The organism is Streptomyces sp. NPDC058198 (assembly GCF_042882605.1).
GTDB lineage: Bacteria > Actinomycetota > Actinomycetes > Streptomycetales > Streptomycetaceae > Streptomyces.
The window spans coordinates 246,203-269,430 of the sequence record NZ_JBHVVP010000004.1 but is presented as its reverse complement, the minus strand read 5'-3'; the positions used below and the strand labels follow the sequence as shown (position 1 = coordinate 269,430).

Sequence of the window (23,228 nt, the reverse complement as noted above, 5' to 3'; positions counted from 1 at the left end):
GCAGCGGCGAGCGTGCGCACCGGAAGCGGCGAGCGCGCGCACCCCGCCCCGTACACGCCCCCGTACGCTGGGGGTATGAGCACCGCCCCCACTCCCGAGCCGCGAGGCGCGGAGCAGTCACGGCCGCCCCGTCCGAATCCGGCGTTGATCTTCGACGATCCGCTGGACCAGCAGTCCTCGGACGACACGGACCGTGGCTGGGGAGACCGGTCCACCGGGAGCGGCGACAGCGCCGCCGACCTGGCCCGCTTCCTCGACGAGAAGCCGCCCCACCACATCTGAGCCCCGGCGGGGGAGCGGGCCGCTACGGGTGGCTCTGCGGGTTCTGTCCTGGAGCGGCGGCCTGTCCCGGGACGCGCTGCGCGATGAGGGCGTCCCTGATCTCCTTCAGCACCTCCAGCTCGCTGACGTCCATGACCTCCTGGACCTCTTCCTTGGCGGCCTGCTGCCTGGCCCGCCTGGCGAGGTACTTGGACATGGGCAGCACCATCAGGAAGTACACGACGGCTGCCGTGATCAGGAACGTGAGGACCGCGCTCAGCACCGTTCCCCACATGATCGGAATGCCCTTGACGACCTCGCCGGCGGCGTTCGTCGCGCACGGCGCCTCGAGACACGAGCTGTACTGGTCCAGGTCCTGCGTGCCGAACGCGCCGACGACCGGGTTGATGATGCCCTTGACGAGAGAGTTCACGACGTTGGTGAACGCGGCGCCGATGACCACCGCGACCGCGAGGTCGATCACGTTGCCGCGCATCAGGAAGGCCTTGAAGCCCGCCAGCACGCTCTCCTTCTCCTTGCTCACGAGTGAGCCTTTCTTCACATGTGCGGTAGGGATGACAAGCTGTCCCGCAACCTACGGCAGCGCCTGCCCGCGCTGTCCAATCCGCACACGCGACGAGGCGACGCCACAGCTCGCCTGCGCGACCCCTCGCTCTCAGCACCACTCGGCTCAGCACCGCTCGACCCAGCGCCGCTCTGCTCAGCACAACGTCACCGCCAGGCGTGATGTGGCGCTCGCGCCGGCCAGCGCCGCCGCGACCGCACGCGGCACGGACAGCACCACCAGTGCTCCGCCGTCCGAAGCGGTCGCGTCCACCGTGGGAATCTCGGCCACCCGGACGCCCGTCGCCACCACCCGCGCCTCGGGCTCTGACTCCGCCGCTCCTGCCGAGCCCAGCGGGGACACCGCGGCCGAGATCACATCGACCCGGTCTCCCGGGCGCAGCAGCCGGACGGTCGCCGCGTCGGCGATCCGTACCGGCGCGGACACCAACCTCATCCTCGCGGGCCGCTGAGCGGACTGCCGCTCGGGCGGCGGCCCCGCGCCGATGGCACCGGCCGCGGCCTCCGCACGGGCATCGGCGTCGGCCGCCGCACCGACCCCGCCGCCCGCTCCGCCGGCGGCCAGCGCGGCAGCCGTCATGGCCAGCCCGGCCGCCATCGCGCGCCGCCGCCTGAGCACCGCCCGGCGCAGCCGTTGCCCGGAGCCGCGCACCCGCAGCGGATCGAACGGCGGCACGCCGCGCGGCTCCGGCGCCGACGAGCCGGACGGGCCGGACGACGAGACCGACGAACCGGACGGGCCGGACGAGATCAACGGGCCGGAGGAGAGCGACGAGACCGACGAGTGGGTCGGATCCGAGGGGGAGCGGGTGAAGGGAGGAGAAAACGACGGATCGTCCGCGAAGGGACGGGACATGGCAACCACCGCCTGCCGTGAGGAGTTTCTGCGATCGGTCCTCACGATCCACGGTCCGCCACGATCCCGCCGCGGCCTGTGGATCAGTTGCCGGTTGTGGACAAGTCCCTCACCCGCGCGAGTGGTTCCCGCAGGTGCCGGGGCAATTCCGCTGCCCTCGCGCATGGTTCACGCGTGATCAGGGGAGCGTGGGTTCAGGGGAGCTTGAGCCCCGTGTCGATCCCGTCCAGGGCGTGCGTGCACAGACAGTCCCGCGTCTCGCTCGCCTGCAGTCCGCCCACCGCGTCGAAGAGCACCGTGCGCAGCCGGTCGACATTGGCGGCGAAGACTTCGAGGACCTCCTCGTGGGAGACCCCCTCGCCGGTCTCCGCCCCCGCGTCCAGGTCCGTCACGAGCGTCATGGAGGTGTAGCAGAGGCCCAGTTCACGAGCGAGTACGGCTTCGGGGTGCCCGGTCATCCCGACCACCGACCAGCCCATCGACGCGTGCCACCGCGATTCCGCCCGCGTGGAGAAGCGCGGTCCCTCAATGACCACGAGCGTCCCGCCGTCCACCGGCTCCCAGTCGCGACCTCGCGCCGCCGCGAGCGTCGCCTTGCGCCCCTCGGGGCAGTAGGGGTCGGCGAGCGAGACGTGGACGACCTTGGAGGCGCTTCCGTCCGGCAGCGGCACCCCGTCGTAGTAGGTCTGCGTGCGTGCCTTCGTACGGTCCACCAGCTGATCGGGTACGAGCAGCGTGCCCGGCCCGTACTCCGGCCGCAGCCCGCCCACCGCGCACGGCCCCAGCACCTGCTTCACACCGACGGACCGCAGCGCCCACAGATTGGCGCGGTAGTTGATGCGGTGCGGTGCGAGGTCGTGGGAGCGCCCGTGCCGGGGCAGGAACGCGACCCGACGGCCGGCGATCTCGCCGAGGAAGAGGGAGTCACTGGGCGGTCCGTACGGGGTGTCTACCTGGACCTCGGTCACGTCCTCCAGGAAGGAGTAGAAGCCCGAGCCACCGATCACGCCGATTTCTGCGTTCGCCATGGCGATCACATTAGCCGCACGGACATACGCCAAGGACCCCGCCCATACGAAACGGCGAGGTCCTGGTGGAGCGGGATCCGACGGCCGTCAGGCGGCCGAGGAACCGCTGGAGCTGCTCGACGATCCGGAGCTGGAAGAGCCCGAGCTGGACGAGCTGGAGCCCGATCCCGACCCGGAGCCGCCCGAAGAACCGGAGGACGACGAGGAGGCCGAGGCCGCGGCAGCGGTCTTGGACTCCGACGACTTGGTGCCCGAAGAGGCCGAGCCCGCGGCGCCCGCCGAAGCCGGCGCGCTGCTCGACGACGAGCCACGGCTGTCGTTGCGGTAGAACCCGGAGCCCTTGAAGACGATGCCGACCGCGGAGAAAACCTTCTTCAGGCGTCCCTCGCAATTGGGGCACACGGTAAGGGCGTCATCGGTGAACTTCTGCACCGCCTCGAGGCCCTCGCCACACTCGGTGCACTGGTACTGATAGGTCGGCACTTGCTCCTCCTGGCACTCTCACTCAATGAGTGCTAACGACGCTCCATAGTGACGTATTCCGCGCGATCAGTCCACTGTCACCGGCGCGCGGTGACTCATCACACGCATCGCGACGAGCCCTGGGACCGTCGGAGCCAGCCGTGATCGCAGCATGACCAGGGTGGCCAGCGCCAGCGCCGTGCCCAGCAGCGGCACCACGAATCCCGCGCTCGCCCCGTGCGCGTCCGCGAGCTGTCCGGCGAGCGTGACCGCCGCGGCCTGCCCCAGCGCGACCGCGCCGGTCAGCCAGGTGAAGGCCTCGGTGCGGGCCGAGGCGGGCACCAGCGATTCCACCAGCGTGTAGCCCGTGATCAGCGCGGGCGCGATGCAGAGTCCGACCAGCAGCCCGAGTCCGGCGAGCAGTGGCACGGAGTCCACCGCCCACAGCGTGGAGGCGGCCAGCGTCAGCCCCGCGTACCCGACCATCAGCCTGCGGCGCGGCCCGACCTTCCAGGCGACGGCGCCGCACACGATCCCCGCGAGCATGTTGCCCGCCGCGAAGATCCCGTACAGCACACCGTTCGCGCCGGGGTCGCCGATCTCCGCGGCGAAGGCCGTGAGCGAGACCTGCATCCCGCCGAAGACCGAACCGATCCCCAGGAACGCCACGACCAGTACCCGTACCCCCGGCACGGACAGCGCGGACGTGCGCGCCGCCGCCGAGGCACCCGCCCCGCGCCCGTTGGGCTGCGGCTGCGTATGCCGCTGAGCGGCGAAGAGCAGCCCGCCGGCCAGCGTCAGCACGGCTTCCGCGATCAGCCCGGCCGCCGGGTGGACCCCGGTGCACAGCGCGGTCGCGAGCACAGGACCGATGACGAAGGTGAATTCGTCCGTCACGGATTCGAAGGCGGCCGCCGTCGGCAGCAGCGCCGAAGCCCCTGTGGACCCATAGGCCCGAGAACCGGGGGAGGTGGGCGAGGCGCCGCCCAGTACGGCGGCCCAGCGGGCCCGCACCATGGGTCCGACCTGCGGGACGGAGGCCCCTGTCGGGACGGCCGCGACGAACAGCGCCCACAGGGGGGCGCCGGCCAGCGCGAGCCCGATCAGCGCGGCCACGGACACCGTGTGCAGCAGCACGCCAGGTACCAGTACCGCGCGCTGTCCGAACCGGTCCGCGAACTTGCCGCCCTGCGGTGCGAAGAGCGCCATGGACACGCCGGTGACGGCGGCGACGGCCCCGGCGCTGCCGTACGAGCCGGTGGTGTGCTGGACGAGCAGGACGATGCCGATCGTCAGCATCGCGAAGGGCTGCCGGGCGGCGAAGCCGGGCAGCAGGAACGTCCAGACGCCGGGGGTGCGCAGCAGCCGCCCGTAACCCGGGCGGGGCACCGCGGCCCCCTCGGCGCCCGGGATCTTCCCGGTGCGGGAGAACCCGTCAGCGCCTGAGGCCGCCTCGGTGCCCTCGACGAAATCGACCGTGTTGCGGGACACGGCCCTTGCCTTTCTGCCACCTGGTAGCGAGCCCCCGGATGTGCGGGCGCGGCCGAGAGCTGTCCTCTTGCGCGGAACTGCGGTAGATACCAGGGCCCACTACGGGAAACGCCACGGCCGCCATACGGTCGCGCCAGCACTGCGTCAGGCAGAGTTGGTCGATCAAATGTGCCTTCATCGTACAGGTACGAATCTCATGCCACCTGGGAAAGGTTTGGGCGTCATCCCGGTAGACCTGCGATTACGCGATGTGCTCGCCCGGGTCTTCCGCCGAGGCCCGCGCCCGGATCTTCCTGGCTCACCCGGGTCTTCCGCCGAGGCCCGCGCCCGTCCCCGCACCCGTACCGGCACCCGCGCCCGTTCCCAGCCATCCGGCCAGCTTTCCGCCCTGTCCGACCGCCCGCAGCCGCCGCTCCGCCGCGTCCCGCACCGGATCCGTGGCCACCACGAGCAGCTCGTCGCCCCGGCGCAGCACGGTCGCCGGCAGCGGTACGAAGCTCTTTCCGTCCCGTACGACCAGGGTCACCGCGGACCCCGACGGCAGCCGCAGCTCGCCGACCTCCACGCCGTGCATCTTCGACCCCCTGGGGATCGCCACGGAGAGCAGATGGCCGCGCAGCCGCTCCAGCGGCGCCGATTCGATGCCCAGATCGGCCGCGTCCGAGGAGCCGCCGAGCCGCAGCGCCTTCGCCAGCCAGGGCAGCGTCGGCCCCTGCACCAGCGTGTACACCACGACCAGTACGAAGACGATGTTGAAGATCCGGCGGTTGCCCTCGATGCCCGACACCATCGGGATGGTCGCCAGGATGATGGGCACCGCGCCGCGCAGCCCGGCCCAGGACATGAGCGTCTGCTCCTGCCATGGGATACGGAACGGCAGCAGGCTGATCAGGACCGCCAGCGGTCGTGCCACCGCGGTCAGCACGAGTCCGACGATCACCGCGGGCCAGAAGTCGTCGCCCAGCTCGTGCGGCGTCACCAGCAGTCCGAGCAGGACGAACATGCCGATCTGCGCGATCCAGCCGAGGCCCTCCGCGAAGCCGCGGTTGGCCGGCGCGTGTGGCAGCTTGGAATTCCCGAGGATCACCGAGGCGAGATAGACGGCGAGGAAGCCGCTGCCGTGCGCCGTGGCGCCGACCGCGTACGCCGAGACCGCGATGGCCATGACGGCGATCGGGTAGAGGCCGGACGCGGGCAGGGCCACATGCCGCAGGCCGAAGGCGCCCACCCAGCCCACCGCGAGTCCGACGCACGCGCCGATCGCCAGTTCCAGCGCGATCTCGCCGACCAGGACGTACCAGTGCTCCACCGGGCCCGCGGCGGAGAGCGCGACCACAATGATCACCACGGGGGCGTCATTGAAACCCGACTCCGCCTCCAGCGCCCCGGTCACCCGGGACGGCAGTGGCACCTTGCGCAGCACGGAGAAGACCGCGGCCGCGTCCGTCGAGGAGACGACAGCGGCGATGATCAGCGCCTGCCGCCACTCCAGACCGACCAGATAGTGCGCGGCGGCCGCTGTGACCCCCACGCTCACCGCGACCCCGACGGTCGACAGGGCGACCGCGGCGGGCAGCGCCTGTTTGACCTCTTTCCACTTGGTGCCGAGGCCGCCCTCGGCCAGGATCACCACGAGCGCGGCATAGCCGAATACCTGCGTCAGTCCGGCGTTGTCGAACTTGACGTTGAAGATGCCGTCCTGCCCTATGGCGATCCCGATCCCGAGGTAGAGCAGCAGGCTGGGGAGCCCGCTCCGGGACGAGATCCGTACTGCGGCGACCGCGATCAGCAGCACGAGCGAGCTGATGAGCAGGAGTTCATTGAGCTGGTGGACAGTCAGCGGCCGATCCTTCCCCTCGCGCGCGCCGGATCGTTCCTCCGGCGGCCGGTACTTTCGTTACCTTACCTAATCTTTAACGTTTTCTTGACGCCGTCGAGTGCCAGTACGAGCCCTGTGTGATCGTCCGATGAGTCGCACAACATGACACCGCGTCGGGGGCGGGGAACGGCTGCGCCTATGGTTGCTCCAGCATTCCCAGGACCACCCTGCCCCTCGAAGGACAGCGATGCCCGCCAACACAGCCCCCCCTTCCACCAAAAAGAAGGGGCGACGCGCCCGTCTGATCGTGATCGTCCTGGTGCTGGCGCTTGTCGCGGGTATCGGCTACGGCACGTACTGGGGCGTCAGCACGGTCCGTGCCTCCTTGCCCCAGACCACCGGGACGATCGAGCTCAAGGGCCTTTCAGGCCGCGTGGACGTCAGACGCGACAGCTACGGCGTCCCCCAGATCTACGCCAACAGCGACCAGGACCTGTTCCGCGCCCAGGGCTATGTCCAGGCGCAGGACCGTTTCTGGGAGATGGATGTCCGGCGCCATATGACCTCCGGCCGGCTCTCCGAGATGTTCGGTCCCGGCCAGGTCAAGACCGACGCCTTCCTGCGCACCCTCGACTGGCGCGGGGTGGCTCAGCGCGAGTACGACACGATGCTGTCGGCGGAGACCAAGAAGAACCTCCAGTCGTACGCGGACGGCGTCAACGCCTATCTCCAGGGCAAGGACGGCAAGGACCTCTCGGTCGAGTACGCCGCGCTGAACTTCACGAACGACTACAAGCCCGCGAAGTGGACCCCCGTCGACTCGGTGGCCTGGCTCAAGGCCATGGCCTGGGACCTGCGCGGCAACATGCAGGACGAGATCGACCGCTCGCTGCTGACCAGCCGGCTGAGCAAGAACCAGATCGAGGACCTGTACCCGTCGTATCCGTACGACAGGAACAAGCCGATCGTCGCCGAGGGCGGCATCGACCCCATCACCGGGAAGTACGACCCCGACGCCGAGCCCGGCGGCCAGGCGGTGGACGGCACGGGCGCCGGGACCGGTCTGGGTACGGGTACCGGCACCGGCACCGGAAACACGGGCACCGGGACCGGCGGAACCGGCATCGGTAACGCCATAGGCACGAACAGCCCGGCCGGCGCCGCCGAGAGCCTGGACTCCCGGCTCGACGCCCTCTCCGACACCCTCGACGACATCCCCGCGCTGCTCGGCCCGAGCGGCAACGGCATCGGCTCCAATTCCTGGGTCGTCTCCGGCAAGTACACGACCACGAACAAGCCGCTGCTCGCCAATGACCCGCATCTCGCGCCCCAGCTGCCCTCGCTCTGGTACCAGATGGGTCTGCACTGCCGCAGCGTCTCGGCGACCTGCCAGTACGACGTCGCCGGCTACACCTTCTCCGGGATGCCGGGCGTGATCATCGGCCACAACCAGGACATCGCCTGGGGCTTCACCAACCTCGGCGCCGATGTGACCGATCTCTATCTGGAGAAGGTCGACGGCGACTCCTACCAGTACGGCGACGGCCAGAAGCGGTTCAAGACCCGCGAGGAGACCATCAAGATCGCGGGGGCGCCCGCCAGGAAGATCACCGTCCGCTCCACCGACCGCGGCCCTGTGGTCTCCGACCGCGACGGCGAGCTGGAGAAGGTCGGCGACAAGGCCCCGGTCGGCGATGTCGCGCCCGACCGCGGCGACGGCTACGCCGTCTCGCTCCAGTGGACCGCGCTACAGCCCGGCAAGTCCATGGACGCGGTCTTCGAGCTCAACAAGGCCAAGGACTTCACCGGCTTCCGCAAGGCCGCCGAGCACTTCGAGGTCCCCTCGCAGAACCTCATCTACGCCGACACCAAGGGCAACATCGGCTACCAGGCGCCGGGGAAGATCCCGGTCCGCGCCGACGGGTTCGACGGCAGGATGCCGGCTCCCGGCTGGGATCCGAAGTACAAGTGGAAGGGGTACATCCCCTTCGATGAGCTGCCGTACGAGTACAACCCGAAGCGCGGCTACATCGTCACCGCCAACCAGGCCGTCATAGACGCCGACACCTACCCGTACCCGCTGACCGAGGACTGGGGCTACGGCGCCCGCAGCCAGCGGATCAACGACCTGATCGAGTCGAAGATCAAGGACGGCGGGAAGATCTCGACCGACGACATGCAGACCATGCAGATGGACAACAGCAGCCAGATCGCCACGGTCCTGATGCCCTATCTGCTCAAGATCGATGTCTCGGACCCCGCCATCCGCGAGGCGCAGAAGCTCCTCGAAGGCTGGGACGGCACGCAGGAACCCGACTCGGCGGCCGCCGCCTACTTCAACGCGGTCTGGCGCAATGTCCTCAAGCTCGCCTTCGGCAACAAGCTGCCCAAGGAGGTGCGGGTCAAGGGCGAGTGCCTCAATGTCCTCACCGCCGACAGCACCGGGCCGGTGGACGATCTCGACAAGGTGGTGCGCGAGTGCGGTCAGCGCGACCCGGATTCGGCCCAGCCGGACGGCGGTGACCGCTGGTACGAGGTCGTACGGAAGATCATCAAGGACGAGGACAACGCGTGGTGGAGCACCCCGGGCAAGGGCGGTGACGACGACATCAAGACCCGTGACGGGCTGCTCGAGCGCGCCATGGTGGACGCCCGCTGGGAGCTGACCGCCAAGCTCGGCAAGGACATCTCCAGCTGGAACTGGGGCCGGCTGCACCAGCTGACGCTGAAGAACCAGACCCTCGGTACCGAAGGACCCGGCTTCCTGCAGTTCATGCTCAACCGCGGCCCGTGGAATCTGGGCGGCGGCGAGGCCACGGTCGACGCGACGGGCTGGAACGCCGCGGGCGGCTACGAGGTCATCTGGGTTCCGTCGATGCGCATGGTCGTCAATGTGGGTGACTGGGACAAGTCCCGGTGGATCAACCTGACGGGCGCCTCGGGGCACGCGTACAGCGCGCACTACACCGACCAGACGGACAAGTGGGCCAAGGGCGAGCTGCTCGACTGGTCCTACAGCGTCAACGTGGTGGAACGCGGCACGACCGACACCCTGACGCTCACACCGTAAACACGCTGACGGCGCCGCGCCGCGTCCGTCCCGGCTGCGGACGCCGTCAGCCCTGGTGCTGACGGCGTCCGGCCGGGGCGTCGAAGCGCCTGACGCCCTCCGGTGTCACCACTGCCTGTACGGGGTGGTCGTGCGGCTCCTCAGGAACCCGCGCGACCACCTCGTTCTCGTACAGCAGGACGGCCAGCGCGGGCGCCGCCCCGGCGCGGGCCAGCCGGCCGAGGACCCGGTCGTACGAGCCACCGCCCCGGCCCAGCCGCATCCCGCGCCCGTCCACCGCGAGGCCGGGCAGCAGCACGACCTCCGCGTCCAGCACGGCGTCCGCGCCGAGCCGCGTACCGTCGGGCTCCAGCAGGCCCCGTCCCGCGCGCACCAGACGTTCCGCCCCCGCGTACACCGCCCAGTCGAGATCGTTGTCCGCCATCAGCACCGGCAGCAGTACCCGTACGCCCCGCGCGCGCAGGGTGTCGAGCAACGCGCGCGTGCCGGGCTCGCTTCCTACGGAGACGTAGGCGGCGACGGTACGGGCCCGGGCCAGTTCCGGAAGATCCAATGCGCGTCGCGCCAGAACCGCGGCGGCCTTCCGCGCGTCTTCACTGGACAGCAGGCGTCTCGCGGCGAGGAGTTCACTTCGTACGGCTGCTTTTCCGCGCATGTCCTCACTCACCGGACATCACAAACCTCTCGTATGTGTTTGTATGAGTCGAAAGTTAACCGGAGCATCATCTTCCGCCCATACGAGACCGATATTGTGCTCCGCATGACTCAGTCGCCCCCCAGGATCACCAAGGCTGTCATCCCCGCCGCAGGCCTCGGCACCCGGTTCCTGCCCGCCACCAAGGCCACGCCCAAAGAGATGCTGCCGGTCGTGGACAAGCCCGCGATCCAGTACGTGGTCGAAGAGGCGGTGACCGCCGGGCTCTCCGACGTCCTCATGGTCACCGGCCGCAACAAGCGCCCTCTTGAGGACCACTTCGACCGGAACTACGAGCTCGAAGAGGCGCTCACCCGCAAGGGAGACACCGAACGCCTCGCGAAGGTCCAGGAGTCCAGCGACCTCGCCACCATGCACTACGTGCGTCAGGGAGACCCCAGAGGGCTCGGCCACGCCGTCCTCTGCGCCGCACCGCACGTCGGCGACCAGCCGTTCGCGGTCCTGCTGGGCGACGACCTGATCGACCCGCGCGATCCCCTGCTGGCCCGCATGGTCGAGATCCAGGAGCGTGAGGGCGGCAGCGTCGTCGCGCTGATGGAGGTCGACCCCGCGCAGATCCATCTCTACGGCTGCGCCGCGGTCGAGCCCACCGGCGACGCCGACGTGGTCAAGGTGCACGACCTGGTCGAGAAGCCCGACGCCGCCGACGCGCCCAGCAACTACGCGATCATCGGCCGCTATGTCCTGGACCCGGCCGTCTTCGAGATACTGCGCAAGACCGAGCCGGGCCGCGGAGGTGAGATCCAGCTCACCGACGCCCTTCAGCAGCTGTCGGCGGACGAGGAGGTCGGCGGACCCGTCCACGGCGTCGTTTTCAAGGGCCGCCGCTATGACACAGGCGACCGCGGCGACTATCTGCGTGCCATTGTCAGACTCGCATGCGAACGTGAAGACCTGGGCCCGGACTTCCGGGCCTGGCTCCGCAGTTACGTCAGCGAGGAGATGTAGCGCCTTGAGCGGTACGGCAGAATCGGCACCGGCCACCGGCCAGGAGCAGCTCTGGTCGGTGGATGAGCATCTCGCGGACATCCTGGCCGCGGTCCGGCCGCTCGACCCCATCGAGCTGCAACTGCCGGACGCCCAGGGCTGCGTCCTCGTCGAGGACGTCACGGTGCCGGTGGCGCTGCCGCCGTTCGACAACAGTTCCATGGACGGTTACGCGGTCCGTACGGCCGATGTCGCGGGCGCCACCGAGGAGTTCCCCGCCTCGCTGACCGTCGTCGGTGATGTCGCCGCGGGCAGCGGCTCGCTGCCCCGCGTCGGCCCCGGCGAGGCCGCCAGGATCATGACCGGCGCCCCGCTGCCGCCCGGTGCCGAGGCCGTCGTCCCGGTCGAGTGGACCGACGGCGGTACGGGCGGCGGCGCGGCCACCACCATGCGCCCGGCCGGCGAAGGTCCCGACGGCGCGAGCGGCGAGGTGCGGGTGTACCGCTCGGTCGAGGCCCGCGGCCATGTCCGCGCGCGCGGCAGCGATGTGCAGGCCGGTGACCTCGCGCTGGAGGCGGGTACGGTCCTGGGGCCGCCGCAGATCGGGCTGCTGGCCGCCATCGGCCGCGGCACGGTACGGGTGCACCCGCGCCCCCGCGTGGTCGTCCTGTCCACCGGCAGCGAACTGGTCCAGCCCGGCGAGCAGCTGGGCGAGGGCCAGATCTACGACTCCAACAGCTTCGCGCTCACCGCGGCGGCCCGGGACGCGGGCGCCATCGCCTACCGGGTCGGCGCTGTCACCGATGACGCGGACACGCTGCGCGCCACCATCGAGGACCAGCTGATCCGCGCCGACATGGTCGTCACCACGGGCGGCGTCAGCGTCGGGGCGTACGACGTCGTCAAGGAGGCGCTCTCCTCCGTCGGCGACGAGGACGAGGCTGGCAGCGGTATCGACTTCCGCAAGCTCGCGATGCAGCCCGGCAAGCCGCAGGGCTTCGGCTCGATCGGCCGGGAACACACTCCGCTGCTCGCCCTCCCGGGCAATCCGGTCTCGTCGTACGTCTCTTTCGAGCTGTTCGTCCGGCCCGCGATCCGCACCCTGATGGGTCTGGAGGACGTCCACCGCCCGACCGTCCGCGCCACGCTGGTGGCGGACAAACCGCTGTCGTCCCCAGCCGGCCGCCGCCAGTTCCTGCGCGGTACGTATGACGCGGAGGCGGGCGCCATCACCCCGGTCGGCGGCTCCGGCTCCCATCTCGTGGCCGCCCTCGCCCACGCCGACGCGCTGATCGTCATCCCCGAGGAGTCCACCTCGGTCGACCCCGGCACGGAACTCGACGTGGTCCTGATCGGCTGATCGCCGTGCGGTGGCGGTACCGTGTCTGCCCACACAGGCCCTGTCGGGCCCGGATTGGGAGCGCCACAGCGAATGACTGTGTTTTCCCGGGGGGAGACCCCCGGACCACCACCCCCTCAGCAAGGCGGCCTGACGCATATCGACGAGGCGGGTGCGGCCCGTATGGTCGACGTCTCGGCGAAGGACGTCACCGCGCGCACCGCCCGCGCCAGTGGCCGGGTGCTGGTCTCACCGCGCGTCGTCGAACTGCTCAGGGGCGGGGGAGTGCCCAAGGGGGACGCCCTCGCCACCGCCCGTATCGCGGGCATCATGGGCGCCAAGCGGACCCCCGACCTGATTCCGCTCTGCCATCCGCTCGCCGTCTCGGGCGTCACTCTCGACCTCTCGGTCGCGGACGACGCCGTCGAGATCCTGGCGACGGTGAAGACCACGGACCGTACGGGCGTCGAGATGGAGGCACTGACCGCCGTCTCGGTGGCCGCGCTCACCGTCATCGACATGGTGAAGGCGGTCGACAAGGCCGCGGTCATCACGGACGTACGGGTCGAGGAGAAGACCGGCGGCGCGTCGGGAGACTGGTCACGGCCGGAGGTTCCTGCGCCGGGGGCCCGTACGCCGCAGACGCCCGCGCCGGACGGGGGTGCCGCATGAGCGCTCCCACGAGCGACGGGGCCGCGAGCGGTCGGCCAGGGGGTGATCGGCCCGGGGGTGGTCTGCCCGAGGGTGGTCGGCCCGTGAGTGCTCGACCCGGGGGCGGCTCGGAGCCGTACCGCGCCCTGGTCGTCACCGCGTCCAACCGCGCCGCCGCCGGTGTCTACGCCGACACGGGCGGTCCGATCCTGGTCGACGGCCTCACCGCGCTCGGCTTCACGGTCGAAGGACCGAAGGTCGTCCCCGACGGAGACCCGGTCGAGCAGGCACTGCGCGAGGGCGTCGCCGACGCCTACGACGTCATCCTCACCACCGGCGGCACGGGCATCTCGCCCACGGACCGCACCCCGGACGCCACCCGGCGCGTTCTCGACTACGAGATCCCGGGCATTCCGGAGGCGATCCGCGCCGGAGGCCTCGTAAAGGTCCCCACCGCCGCGCTCTCCCGGGGCCTGGCGGGTGTGTCGGGGCGGACCCTGATCGTGAATCTGCCGGGCTCGACCGGCGGGGTACGCGACGGTCTCGCCGTGCTCGGCCGGCTGCTCGTCCATGCCGTGGACCAGATCCACGGCGGCGATCACGCCCGTACCTCCGGATGAACCCGGCCTGGCCCGTGATGCTGGTGGACGGCGATGTCACCCTCCGCCCCATAAGGCTGCGCGACCAGCGCGCGTGGCGTGAGGTGAACCGGCGCAACCGCGACTGGCTGCGCCCCTGGGAGGCGACGATTCCGCCGGCGGCCCCGGGCGGCCCGGTCGCCCAGCGCCCCACCTACCGGCAGATGGTCCGCCATCTGCGCGCCGAGGCCAACGCCGGCCGGATGCTGCCCTTCGTCATCGAGTACCGGGGGCGGCTCGTCGGCCAGCTGACGGTCGCGGGGATCACCTGGGGCTCGATGTGCTCGGGGCATGTCGGCTACTGGGTGGACCGTGAGGTCGCCGGCCGCGGCGTCATGCCGACCGCCGTCGCCCTCGCCGTCGATCACTGCTTCCGGATGGTCGGTCTGCACCGCGTCGAGATCTGTATCCGCCCGGAGAACGGGCCCAGCCGCCGGGTCGTCGAGAAACTCGGATTCCGCGAGGAGGGGCTGCGCCCCCGCTATCTCCACATCGACGGAGCGTGGCGGGACCATCTCGTCTTCGTGCTCACGGCCGAAGAGGTGCCGGACGGACTGCTCCGCCGCTGGCGCCGGGCGAGACCCGGAACAAGAAAATGAAATATGTGTTCGATATTGATCGGCATATAGCCATGAACTGATCTGAACAATCACAAAAAAAGTCCGGGATATCAGCCCGATCGTGCGACACACCGACTCAATTGGCGGATGCCCTCGCGCGAACCCCTCTACGGTGTGAACCGTGAGCAGCAGCGGCCTCATCTACGCAGTCATCGTCGGGGCCTGGGCCGCCTACTTGGTGCCGATGTGGCTCCGCAGGCAGGACGAGCTCAACGAGGCACGTCCGACGGAACGCTTCAGCACCGCCATCCGGCTGCTGTCCGGAAGGGCGGCCATGGAGCGCCGTTACGCCAAGGAGCTTCAGGGGCGCGTCACCGAGGAGGCGGGGTCCGACGTCGCACCGGACGCCGGCACGGAGTCGATGAGCTCCGTCGACGTCCGGTCCTTCGCCGCGCCCCCGGCCCGTACGGAAGCCCGGATGGACATCCGCGCCGACGTTCCGGCACCGGCCAGGCCCGCGTCCGCGCCGTCCCGTCGCGTGCCCCGTCCGGCCCCGGCCCCGGCCCCGGCCCGCCCCGAGCCCGAGCGGCGCGCGCGCCCGTCGGGCGCGGCGGCGCGCGCGGCGTCGAACGCCGCGGCGGAACGCGCCCGGCGCGCGCAGCGCTCGCAGGTCCTCGCGCGCCGGCGGCGTACCACCGTGGTCCTCTTCCTCGCCTTCACGCTCGGCGCGGTCGTCGCGGCGGTCGGCGGCCTCGGCCTCCTCTGGGCGCCGGCGGCCCCGGCTGTCCTCCTCAGCGTGTACATCGTGCATCTGCGCGCCCAGGAGCGACGGCGCTTCGCGTTCACCATGGACCGGCGCAGGGCCGAGGCCGCCGCCCAGCGCCTCCGCGAGAACCGCCCGCGCCGCCACCAGCCCGCTTCGGCCCCCGCCGGCGAGCCGGACGAGGAGCCCGAACCCTGCCCCGAGCCGGAGCCGGCCCCCACGGTCTCCCCCCAGGAGGCCGGCCGGCGCGCCCTGGTCGAGCAGACCGACCACGCGGAGTGGGTGGACCAGCAGCGCCAGCGCGGCCCGGCACGCGGCGACAGCTGGGAACCGGTCCCGGTCCCGCTGCCGACGTACGTCACCGCCCCGGTCGCCCCCCGCGCCACCAGCGGCGTCGAGGTCGGCGACCCGGAAACCTGGAGCGCGGCCCGCTCCTCCACGGCCGAGCCCACCGCCGAAGCCCCCCCACCCCAGCGCACCCCCCCACCCCGCCGCACCCGCGACCACGGCAGAACCCCCCTCTTCGACCAGTACGACGAAGGCGACCGCCCCCGCGCCGCCAACGAGTGACCAGCCCTAACGGATTTCCGAGCACGGCGGCGGGAGTGCTAAGGTTTCACTCGTTGCAAGGGCCTGTGGCGCAGACTGGTAGCGCACCTCGTTCGCATCGAGGGGGTCAGGGGTTCAAATCCCCTCAGGTCCACAACAAGCCGTTCACGAGTTAGCTCGTAAACGGATCACGAAATCCCGTCCGATCACTTTGATCGGGCGGGATTTCGTCGTTTCTGGGCTGGTCGGGAGGTCTGGGTGCGCAGGATGGCGCCCGGTGCTTACCTTCGGCAGCACGACGGCCGGGTTGCTGAGCGGGGGCAGTGGGCCGGTGGCGTCGAAGTCGGTGTCGGTGAGTTCGTCGGGGCCAGCCCGTTCGGTGAGCCAGTTCACGGAGCCCCCTTGCAGGTCAGGGCCGGGAGGTGAAGGCCGTGGGACCTACGGCATAAAGAAGAGCGGCATCGCACGAGCGCAAGGAGTGCCTCACCACGAGAAGCGATCCGGGCGGCAACCCGACAGAGCCGGCTCAACGGTTCCGTCGACCAACTCCCGTGCGACCAGGCGGCCCACGGCCGGGGCGAGCGTGACCGCCGAGTGCATCACCGCCAAGTAGAGGCCGGGGACCTCGGCGACCGGGCCGACGATCGGCTCACCGTCGGCCGGCATTGGGCGCACGCCGAGTCGAGTGCTGAGCAGCTCGACGCTCCCGGCGCCATGGAAAGTGGACCGGACGGCGGCAAGGGTCCGTTCGGGCGAGTCCGCGGCGGCGATCAGCCGGTCCGGGGCGACCTGCCGAAGATCGAAGTCCTCGGTGTTGACCACGGTGCGGACCAGACCGGCCGGGGCGCTGAGCCGGAACAGCGGCGACGGCGACGGTTCGACCGGGACGCGCACGCCGAGCGGTGCGCCCAGCGCGGCCGTGGCAACTCCGGCCGCCAGCACCACCGTCGCACCGGAGAGGGGGCCCGCTGTCGTCTCAACCCCGGCAATCCGGCCTGCTGTATCCCGGCGGACCGCGGTAACCGGCGTGTCCAGATTTACCCGGGCTCCATGGGTGCGAGCGCCCGCGACCAGCCGCTCGGTCACGCCCACCGAGTCAACAGCGCCGTCCCCCGGCGCCCAGACAGCCCACTCCGGAGGCTGCCGAAGGTTGGGTTCGAGCGTCGCCACGGTGGCCGCGTCCACGATCGTCTGCCCGGGCCCGGCGTCCGGCGCACTGTCCTCCCTGTTCCAGATCAGCGAGCCGGACCAGGTCACCGGGAGTCCCGGCAACTCGGCCCCGAGTCGGTGGTACTCCGCCGTTGTGGTGGCCCGCAGCCCGGCGGCCGGACCTTCACGCACGCCAGAAGCTCCGACCCAGGCGAACGAGTCCGCCGTCACGCCGGCGCCAGGCCGCCCGGCGTCGACCAACGTCACCGCGGCGCCCGCCCGGGCGGCGTGATAAGCCACCGATGCGCCGACAATGCCGGCGCCGACGACGACCAAGTCCCTACTCACCGATGAGCTCAACACGTTCACGACCCTAGCGTCCGCCCGCGCGGCCTGGTGGGCCGAGCCCGCTGACCGACCACTGCCCGTAAACGAGAGGCGGGATTTCGTCGTTTCCGGGGCTCGTTGGGAGGTCTGGGTGCGCAGCCCGGGCCGGACGGACCGAGGCGAAGGCTGTGGCGAGTAGTTCGAGCAGGGGAGCTGCGCGGGGGTGGGGGTCACGGCGCGGTGTGATCGCGTAGATGCCGCGGGTCGGGGGGTCCACAAGGCCGACCGTGGTGACATCGGCCCGCAGCGCGCACGTCAGCACTCCGGGGATCAACGCGATCGCGTGACCGGTAGCGACCAGGGCAAGCTTGCCGGGTAGATCGGCCGCGGTGAGGTCGATGCGGGCGCTGACTCCGGCGCGGGCGGCGTGCTGGTGCAGGAGCGCCGCAGAGCCGTCGTTGTCCTCGGCCCAGGTCTGGTCGGCCAGCGCCTGAATGCGCACCGGCCCGCGCCCGGCCTGCGGATGGCCGGCGGGCAGGACGACGACCATCTCGTCCAGTCCGAGGAACCGGCGTTCGACCCGCGGGTCGACCGCCAGCCCCGGCGGAGCGTCGGTGACGAAAGCGATGTCGAGATCGCCGGCGCTCACACGGCTGTGGAGTTGTGCGCTGAGACCGGGGAGCAGGCTCCACCTGATGGATCCGCCCTGTTTCAGCAGGCTCTGGACGGCCTCAGGGACGATCCCCGCGGCGAGAGACGGCGTCGCTCCGATGGCCAGGGGCCGATCACACACCCCGTCGTGAAATTCTCGTGCCGCGCGAACGGCGCGGTCGGCCTCGTTGAGCGTGGCCAGGGCATGGTGCCGGAATACCTCACCGGCCGGCGTCGGGCGCACACCACGCGCATGGCGCTCCACCAGAGAGACGCCGAGTTGCCGCTCCAGACCGGCGATCTGCCGGGAGACGGCCGACTGTGTGTGATTCAACTCGGCTGCCGCCGCCGACAGCGATCCGACCCGGCACACGGTCACGAAGGCCCGCCACACAGTCAAATCCATGGCGACAGTATGCCCGGACGGTATGCGAGTTCCGCAGAGACGGCTTGCGAGATCTGCGCTTGTCGCACCTGTCGAGGTGCACCACCATGGCGCGCATGACCACACCGCACACGATCGCCGTCCTCGGTCTGGGGCGCATGGGCGGCGCCATCGCGACACGACTGGCCGCCCAGGACTGGGACGTCGTCGGCTGGACCCGCTCAGGGCGCACATCAGGCACCGTCAAGATGACCGACGACCCGAACGAGGCCGTGGCGCGGGCCGACCTCGTACTCCTGGCACTGTTCGACGGCCCGGCCTGCCAGCAGGTCCTCGACGAGATTCGTGACTCACTGCGAACGGGCACGATCGTGCTCAACACCAGCACCATCGCCCCCGCGGAAGCGTCCAATCTGGCCCGGCAACTCGGCCCGTCCTACGTTCACGCGCCCGTGCTCGGCTCGGTGCCGGCCGCCGCCGCCGGTGCCTTGCGGATCCTCGCCGCCGCCGACCCGGACGCACTCGACCGAGTCCGACCGGTGCTGGAAACGCTGGGCACCGTCCGGCAGGTGGACGACGCCTCCACCGCCGCCGCGCTGAAGCTGATCGCCAACAACAGCCTCGCAGGCGCCGTCCTCGCGCTGCGTGACTCACTGCGGCAGGCCCACGCCCTCGGCCTGCCCCGTGCCCAGACGCTGGACGTCCTTGAACTCGGCCAGCTCGGCGGGCTCGTGGCCCGCAAGCGACCCTTCCTCCTCGGTGAGCCAACCGCTGCCACGGCCGAATTCACGATCGGTGCGCTGGACAAGGACATGGCTTTGCTGGCCGCCGCGTCGGACACCCCCTTGCGCAGCGCAACGGGTTTGGCCGACGCTCCTGCTGCCCTTGAGGCCGATATCGCCGTCGCTGCCACGGTCCCCGCCGTGGAGGACGCCGTGCTCGAACCGCTCCGCGCTTACATCCGCGGACACGCCACCGGCGACCCCGCCCACTTCCGCGACGCGTTCCTTCCCACCGCCCACATCGAAGGGATCCGGGACGGCGCATTCGTCTCCTGGCGCCTGGACGAGTACCGCACCCTCTTTAAGGGCCGGCCGGCACCGGACGAAGCGACCCGCACCCGCCGTATCGACGCCATAGATGTCCACGGCACCGTCGCGACCGCCACCATGACGCTCTCGCACGGCGCGGACATGTTCACTGACGTCTTCTTGCTGGTCCGCACCGACGACGGCTGGCGCATCGCCAACAAGGCCTATCACCGCCACTCCTGAGAGAGCGGGAAGCGATCCTTGCCCGGAATGGCTCACGAGATCCTGCTTGTGTGAAAGTCAGCCCGCCCGGCCGCCGGGAAGCCGCGGGGACCGCAGGCGTGGGGAGGCAGGCTCCTGCGGTCTCGCGACGTGTCGATCTCCAGTTACTCGGAACGTGCCGGCTCAGGGGCTGCCCGACTTACGTCAGACACTCGGGATGCCCCCCGCATCGGGACAGCCCATCGCGAGGGCTTGCCGCCGCGAGAGGTCCTGGAGGACCCGGATGTTCGCCTCTTTGGGGCTCTTCTCGCGCGGCCGGGGCCCATAGACGAGGCGCGCGTAGACGATCGGCCTTCCGACTCCCGGCACCTCACAGGCGAACCACAGCTCGGCACTGCCGGAGTCGCCGTATGCCCGCAGTCCGACCGGAAGGCGTGCCAGTGCGACTTCCTCGGGTTGAGGGAGCGGAAGCCTCTCGACCTCTTCGAACAACACGGTCATCTTCGACGGACTCTCGTCGGGATCGGCCACGTCCGGTTCGATCACGCAGTCGGTCTGCTCCCCGCCGCCGTCGAGGTCGGGATCGTGCAGGAGATCCTTCAGCATCTCCGCCGTTCCGTAGGAGCGATACTCGAATCGCTGCGTCTCCGAGACCTGCTCCAATGCCTGCGCGGCCTTGGGCGACAAGCCGCCGCACACCTCTGTCGCCGGCACCGTCTTCTTGATCGTCTCTTCCTTGTCGCCGCCGCCACATGCCGCGAGCGTCAGCCCGAGCACCAGCCCACCCGCGAGCACCGAGCCGCGGTGCCTTCGCGCTTGCCACCTCATCGTCATCCCTTCGGATTCGGGATGCCCCCCGCATCGGGACAGCCCATCGCGAGGGCATGCCGCCGCGAGAGGTCCTGGAGGACCCGGATGTTCGCTTCCTTGGTACTTCCCTCTCGTGGCCGGGAGCCGTAGACCAGCCTTGCGTGGACGATCGGCTTGCCGACACCCGCCACCTCGCACGCGAACCACAGGTCGGCACTCGCGTCTCCGCCCTCCGCGCGCAGGCCCACCGGAAGGTTCAGCAGGGCGACCCCCGGCGGCTGAGGCGCCGGGAGCGTCTCGATCTCCTCGTACAGCACGGTCATCTTCGACGGGCTCTCGTCGGGGTCGGCCACGTCCGGCTCGATCACGCAGTCGGTCTGCTCCCCACCGCCGTCGAGGTCGCGGTTGTGCAGGAGACCCTTCAGCTTGTCCGCCGTCTTGTACCAGCGGTCCTCGAACTGCTTCGTCTCCGAGATCCGCTCCAGCGCCTGCGCCGCTTTCGGCGACAGCCCCCCGCACACCTCCGTCGCCGGCTTTGTCTTCTTCTGCGCCGACTCCTGCTCCTCGCCGCCGCCCCCACACGCCACGAGTGTCAACACCATTGCCAGGCCACCCGGGACCTGCCACGCCATCCGCCTCATCGTCATCCCTTCGGGTCCGCAGTGACGCGCGTGATGGCGGCCGAGCCGTCGTTGTACTTGCCCTCTACGCCGCTGTGGGTCAGCCTCGCCCACTCTGTGCCCTCAAGGCCGTTGGCCGCGATGTACGCGTCCATCGGCGTCACCGCTCGGGCCGCTCCAAGCGTCGTGAAGGTCTTCAGGTCCATGTGCTCCTTCTGCGAGAAGTCCGGGCCGTTCTTCTCCATCTCGCGGTTGAGGTCGATGCCGAACTGCGTCATAGCGGCGCCGCCAACCGCACCCGCCACCTGGGGCACCGCGAACGCGGCCACGGCGGCGCCGCCGGCGGCGACCCCCGCGAAGGGAAGTGCCACGGCACCGACTCCCACGGCCACGGCGGCTCCGACGCCGAACTTCTTCCACTCGGTGGCCTCGGCGAGCTTTCGCTCCGCCTCCTTGGTGGCCTCTCCGTAGTGCGCATGGATGTCGTTCGCCCGTGCCTGGTCGAACATGCCCTGCATCTTGGCGTCGGTCGCGATGATCTGGGCGACCTCGCCATTCGGCTCGGGATGCGCCCGCAGAGCACTGGCCGTGTACTCCTGCTGCGCCATGGACAGAATCTTGTAACCGTCCTCGTCGCCGCCTGCCACAGCGAGGAACGAGGCCGCCGTCGTGTCCAGCAGCTCGATGTGCCCAGGCCCGTTGTGGCCGAAGGCGGAGTCCCGCAGTCCCTGACCCGTGACGGCGTTTCCGAAGTTCGACGACGCCCAGTTGAGATCGTCGATATAGCCCGCGCCCATCTTGGCCAGACTGTCCCCCATGCCCTTGTGGTCGTCCAGGAACTTGGGCTGGCCTCCCACGTACTTCATGACCTGCTCGGTGACGTTCGCCGTCGTATCGTCGCGACGCAACCCCAGTTCCGGCTGGTCGTACGGGACACCCAGAGTCGCCGCCTCGATGGCGTGTCCGAGCTCGTCGAAGTCATCGCTGCCCTTCGTGTTGTTGGGCATGTCGGGCCACTTGCGGTCCTCGAGCAGGTACTTGAGCTCCGGATCCATCGCCTTGAGATCCTTGCCCGAGGCATCCCAGTCCTTGGAACTGAAGAACTCCTTCGCCGCATCGGGGTTGTGGCCCAGGGCCTCCATGTACCCGGCCATGGGATCCAGGCCGTGGTCCGTCCCCGCCCCGAAGTTCAGGTACGTCTCGTAGCCGTCCGGCTGCCAGAGCTCCTTCGGGTCCGTTCCCTTGTGGGACTTCTCGAAGCCGATCAGGCCCTTGCCGTAGTCGCCGAGGAAGTCCTTCTCGTAGTCGCCGTTCCGCATGAGGCTGCTCATGACCTGGAAGCCGTACGGCCCCTTGGTCATGGTCCCCATGTTCATGTCGACCATCTCGACCCGCTTGCCGCCGAGCTCGATCATCTCCTTCTTCCAGCTCTCCATCGCGGGGCTGGTGGAGTGCGAGGCGGTGGCGAGGGTGTAGCCGAGGCTCTGCTGGATCTTCGCCGATTCCTTCGTCATGTCGTCCCCGTACTGCGTACGGTCGGCGATCCTGGTCCAGAACTCGAGCGTTTTCTTCGGTCCGAGACCGGTGGCGAACTGCTCGGCGAAGTACGGATCGCCCTCGTGCTTCGAGAGAGTGGTGTTGATCAGCTTGATCTCGTCCAGGGTGTACGGACGCTTGACCCCGGCCAGCTCGGTGAGGGCGTCACGGTCCTTGTCGGCCCGCTCCTTGCCCGCCTTCGCACCCTTGAGGCTGTCGTACGTGTTCGAGTCGAAGCCCTTGTTGTGCCCGTTGTAGTCCTGGCTCAGCGCCCAGTACAGGATGTCGTCGGCCTCCTCGGCCGCCGTGACCTGATTGCGGATGGTGGTCCGGTACGCCTGGATCGACTCCTGGTAGCCCTTGTTCAGGGACGCCAGATGCTCGGTCGGCGTGTCCGCCGGCGCGTCGAACCAGACCTCGCCGTCGGGCTTGATCGAGAGGTACTTGTCCTTCTCGATGTCGCTCCTGACCGTCTTCAGCTTCGACTGCGTGTGGGAGAAGACGTCGTACGCGTCGCTCAGCAGGCGGTGTACGTCCGCGGCCTCGTCCGTGGCGGCGCGGATCTGCTTGCCGACCAGCGAGACGTTGTCCATCGCCGCCTCTGCCGCCTCGCCCTTCCAGTCGGACTCGGCAAGGCCCTTCTCGACCGTGGTGTCGTACAGCTTGCCGACCTTGCCGAACTCCTCGGGGAGCTTCGCCCACTTCGCGACCGCCTCGGAGAGCGGCGCGAGGTCGGCGGCGATGAGAGTCTTGTAGTCAAGCATCGATTCGGGATCCCCTCGA

The 23,228-nt window shown here is 70.0% G+C and carries 22 protein-coding genes and 1 tRNA gene; 10 read left to right on the top strand and 13 right to left on the bottom strand.

The window, feature by feature from the left end:
- Positions 1-75 precede the first annotated feature (75 nt).
- Positions 76-282, top strand: coding sequence for a hypothetical protein (locus ACFVWW_RS17335; protein ID WP_383914511.1), 207 nt, complete (start codon positions 76-78; stop codon positions 280-282).
- A gap of 22 nt (positions 283-304) precedes the next feature.
- Here the strand turns inward: ACFVWW_RS17335 and mscL are convergent, their stop codons facing one another.
- From mscL to ACFVWW_RS17305, 6 genes are all read right to left on the bottom strand, one after another.
- Entirely contained in the window at positions 305-805 is a 501-nt protein-coding gene (gene mscL / locus ACFVWW_RS17330; protein WP_386878678.1) for a large conductance mechanosensitive channel protein MscL, read from the bottom strand.
- A 177-nt stretch (positions 806-982) separates the two neighbouring features.
- Positions 983-1,702, bottom strand: a complete 720-nt coding sequence (locus tag ACFVWW_RS17325) for an RcpC/CpaB family pilus assembly protein (RefSeq protein WP_386878679.1) — start codon at positions 1,700-1,702, stop codon at positions 983-985.
- A gap of 194 nt (positions 1,703-1,896) precedes the next feature.
- Positions 1,897-2,730 carry an S-methyl-5'-thioadenosine phosphorylase gene (locus ACFVWW_RS17320; protein ID WP_384335851.1) on the bottom strand — a complete coding sequence of 278 codons (834 nt, stop codon included), beginning with the start codon at positions 2,728-2,730 and terminating at the stop codon, positions 1,897-1,899.
- Between the two features lie 87 nt (positions 2,731-2,817).
- On the bottom strand, positions 2,818-3,213 hold the full coding sequence (locus ACFVWW_RS17315; RefSeq protein WP_384335854.1) for an FmdB family zinc ribbon protein: 396 nt from the start codon (positions 3,211-3,213) through the stop codon (positions 2,818-2,820).
- Positions 3,214-3,279: 66 nt separating this feature from the next.
- Entirely contained in the window at positions 3,280-4,605 is a 1,326-nt protein-coding gene (locus ACFVWW_RS17310; protein WP_386878712.1) for an MFS transporter, read from the bottom strand.
- Positions 4,606-4,981: 376 nt separating this feature from the next.
- Positions 4,982-6,523, bottom strand: coding sequence for a potassium/proton antiporter (locus tag ACFVWW_RS17305; protein ID WP_384179085.1), 1,542 nt, complete (start codon positions 6,521-6,523; stop codon positions 4,982-4,984).
- A gap of 226 nt (positions 6,524-6,749) precedes the next feature.
- Here ACFVWW_RS17305 and ACFVWW_RS17300 point away from each other — a divergent pair, with 226 nt between their 5' ends.
- Positions 6,750-9,572 (top strand): penicillin acylase family protein, encoded by a 2,823-nt coding sequence (locus ACFVWW_RS17300; protein ID WP_386878680.1) that lies wholly within the window; start codon positions 6,750-6,752, stop codon positions 9,570-9,572.
- Positions 9,573-9,618: 46 nt separating this feature from the next.
- Here ACFVWW_RS17300 and ACFVWW_RS17295 read toward each other — a convergent pair whose 3' ends face one another.
- A complete protein-coding gene (locus tag ACFVWW_RS17295) occupies positions 9,619-10,227 on the bottom strand; it encodes a 5-formyltetrahydrofolate cyclo-ligase (RefSeq protein WP_386878681.1) in 609 nt (202 codons plus the stop codon).
- 105 nt (positions 10,228-10,332) lie between these two features.
- Here ACFVWW_RS17295 and galU point away from each other — a divergent pair, with 105 nt between their 5' ends.
- The 7 genes from galU (at position 10,333) to ACFVWW_RS17260 (ending at position 15,868) form a co-directional block, all read left to right on the top strand.
- Positions 10,333-11,235, top strand: a complete 903-nt coding sequence (galU, locus tag ACFVWW_RS17290; protein WP_384178996.1) for a UTP--glucose-1-phosphate uridylyltransferase GalU — start codon at positions 10,333-10,335, stop codon at positions 11,233-11,235.
- A 4-nt stretch (positions 11,236-11,239) separates the two neighbouring features.
- A complete protein-coding gene (gene glp, locus ACFVWW_RS17285; protein ID WP_386878682.1) occupies positions 11,240-12,574 on the top strand; it encodes a gephyrin-like molybdotransferase Glp in 1,335 nt (444 codons plus the stop codon).
- 72 nt (positions 12,575-12,646) lie between these two features.
- Positions 12,647-13,225 carry a cyclic pyranopterin monophosphate synthase MoaC gene (gene moaC / locus ACFVWW_RS17280; protein ID WP_386878683.1) on the top strand — a complete coding sequence of 193 codons (579 nt, stop codon included), beginning with the start codon at positions 12,647-12,649 and terminating at the stop codon, positions 13,223-13,225.
- The gene (locus tag ACFVWW_RS17275; RefSeq protein WP_386878684.1) at positions 13,222-13,824 is read left to right on the top strand and encodes a molybdenum cofactor biosynthesis protein B; all 603 of its coding nucleotides are present in this window, start codon (positions 13,222-13,224) and stop codon (positions 13,822-13,824) included. The genes moaC and ACFVWW_RS17275 overlap by 4 nt, the downstream gene beginning before the upstream one ends.
- Complete coding sequence (locus tag ACFVWW_RS17270) at positions 13,821-14,441, top strand: GNAT family N-acetyltransferase (RefSeq protein WP_384179004.1); 621 nt, start codon at positions 13,821-13,823, stop codon at positions 14,439-14,441. The genes ACFVWW_RS17275 and ACFVWW_RS17270 overlap by 4 nt, the downstream gene beginning before the upstream one ends.
- Positions 14,442-14,583: 142 nt before the next feature.
- On the top strand, positions 14,584-15,735 hold the full coding sequence (glpR, locus tag ACFVWW_RS17265) for a gephyrin-like molybdotransferase receptor GlpR (RefSeq protein ID WP_386878685.1): 1,152 nt from the start codon (positions 14,584-14,586) through the stop codon (positions 15,733-15,735).
- 59 nt (positions 15,736-15,794) lie between these two features.
- Positions 15,795-15,868 (top strand) — tRNA-Ala (locus ACFVWW_RS17260).
- Between the two features lie 11 nt (positions 15,869-15,879).
- Here ACFVWW_RS17260 and ACFVWW_RS17255 read toward each other — a convergent pair.
- The 3 genes from ACFVWW_RS17255 to ACFVWW_RS17245 form a co-directional block, all read right to left on the bottom strand.
- Entirely contained in the window at positions 15,880-16,107 is a 228-nt protein-coding gene (locus tag ACFVWW_RS17255; protein ID WP_386878686.1) for a hypothetical protein, read from the bottom strand.
- Positions 16,108-16,197: 90 nt separating this feature from the next.
- The gene (locus ACFVWW_RS17250; RefSeq protein WP_386878687.1) at positions 16,198-17,199 is read right to left on the bottom strand and encodes an NAD(P)/FAD-dependent oxidoreductase; all 1,002 of its coding nucleotides are present in this window, start codon (positions 17,197-17,199) and stop codon (positions 16,198-16,200) included.
- A gap of 37 nt (positions 17,200-17,236) precedes the next feature.
- Positions 17,237-18,247 (bottom strand): LysR family transcriptional regulator, encoded by a 1,011-nt coding sequence (locus ACFVWW_RS17245; protein ID WP_386878688.1) that lies wholly within the window; start codon positions 18,245-18,247, stop codon positions 17,237-17,239.
- 86 nt (positions 18,248-18,333) lie between these two features.
- Here ACFVWW_RS17245 and ACFVWW_RS17240 point away from each other — a divergent pair, with 86 nt between their 5' ends.
- The gene (locus tag ACFVWW_RS17240; RefSeq protein ID WP_386878689.1) at positions 18,334-19,500 is read left to right on the top strand and encodes a nuclear transport factor 2 family protein; all 1,167 of its coding nucleotides are present in this window, start codon (positions 18,334-18,336) and stop codon (positions 19,498-19,500) included.
- Between the two features lie 183 nt (positions 19,501-19,683).
- On the opposite strand, the gene ACFVWW_RS17235 is transcribed toward ACFVWW_RS17240, so the two are convergent.
- Genes ACFVWW_RS17235 through ACFVWW_RS17225 form a run of 3 tightly spaced genes read right to left on the bottom strand, consistent with a single transcriptional unit; the run spans position 19,684 to position 23,209 of the window.
- Positions 19,684-20,256, bottom strand: a complete 573-nt coding sequence (locus ACFVWW_RS17235; protein ID WP_386878690.1) for a hypothetical protein — start codon at positions 20,254-20,256, stop codon at positions 19,684-19,686.
- A gap of 53 nt (positions 20,257-20,309) precedes the next feature.
- Positions 20,310-20,891, bottom strand: a complete 582-nt coding sequence (locus tag ACFVWW_RS17230) for a hypothetical protein (protein WP_386878691.1) — start codon at positions 20,889-20,891, stop codon at positions 20,310-20,312.
- A 41-nt stretch (positions 20,892-20,932) separates the two neighbouring features.
- Entirely contained in the window at positions 20,933-23,209 is a 2,277-nt protein-coding gene (locus ACFVWW_RS17225; RefSeq protein ID WP_386878692.1) for a DUF6571 family protein, read from the bottom strand.
- Between the last annotated feature and the right edge of the window lie 19 nt (positions 23,210-23,228).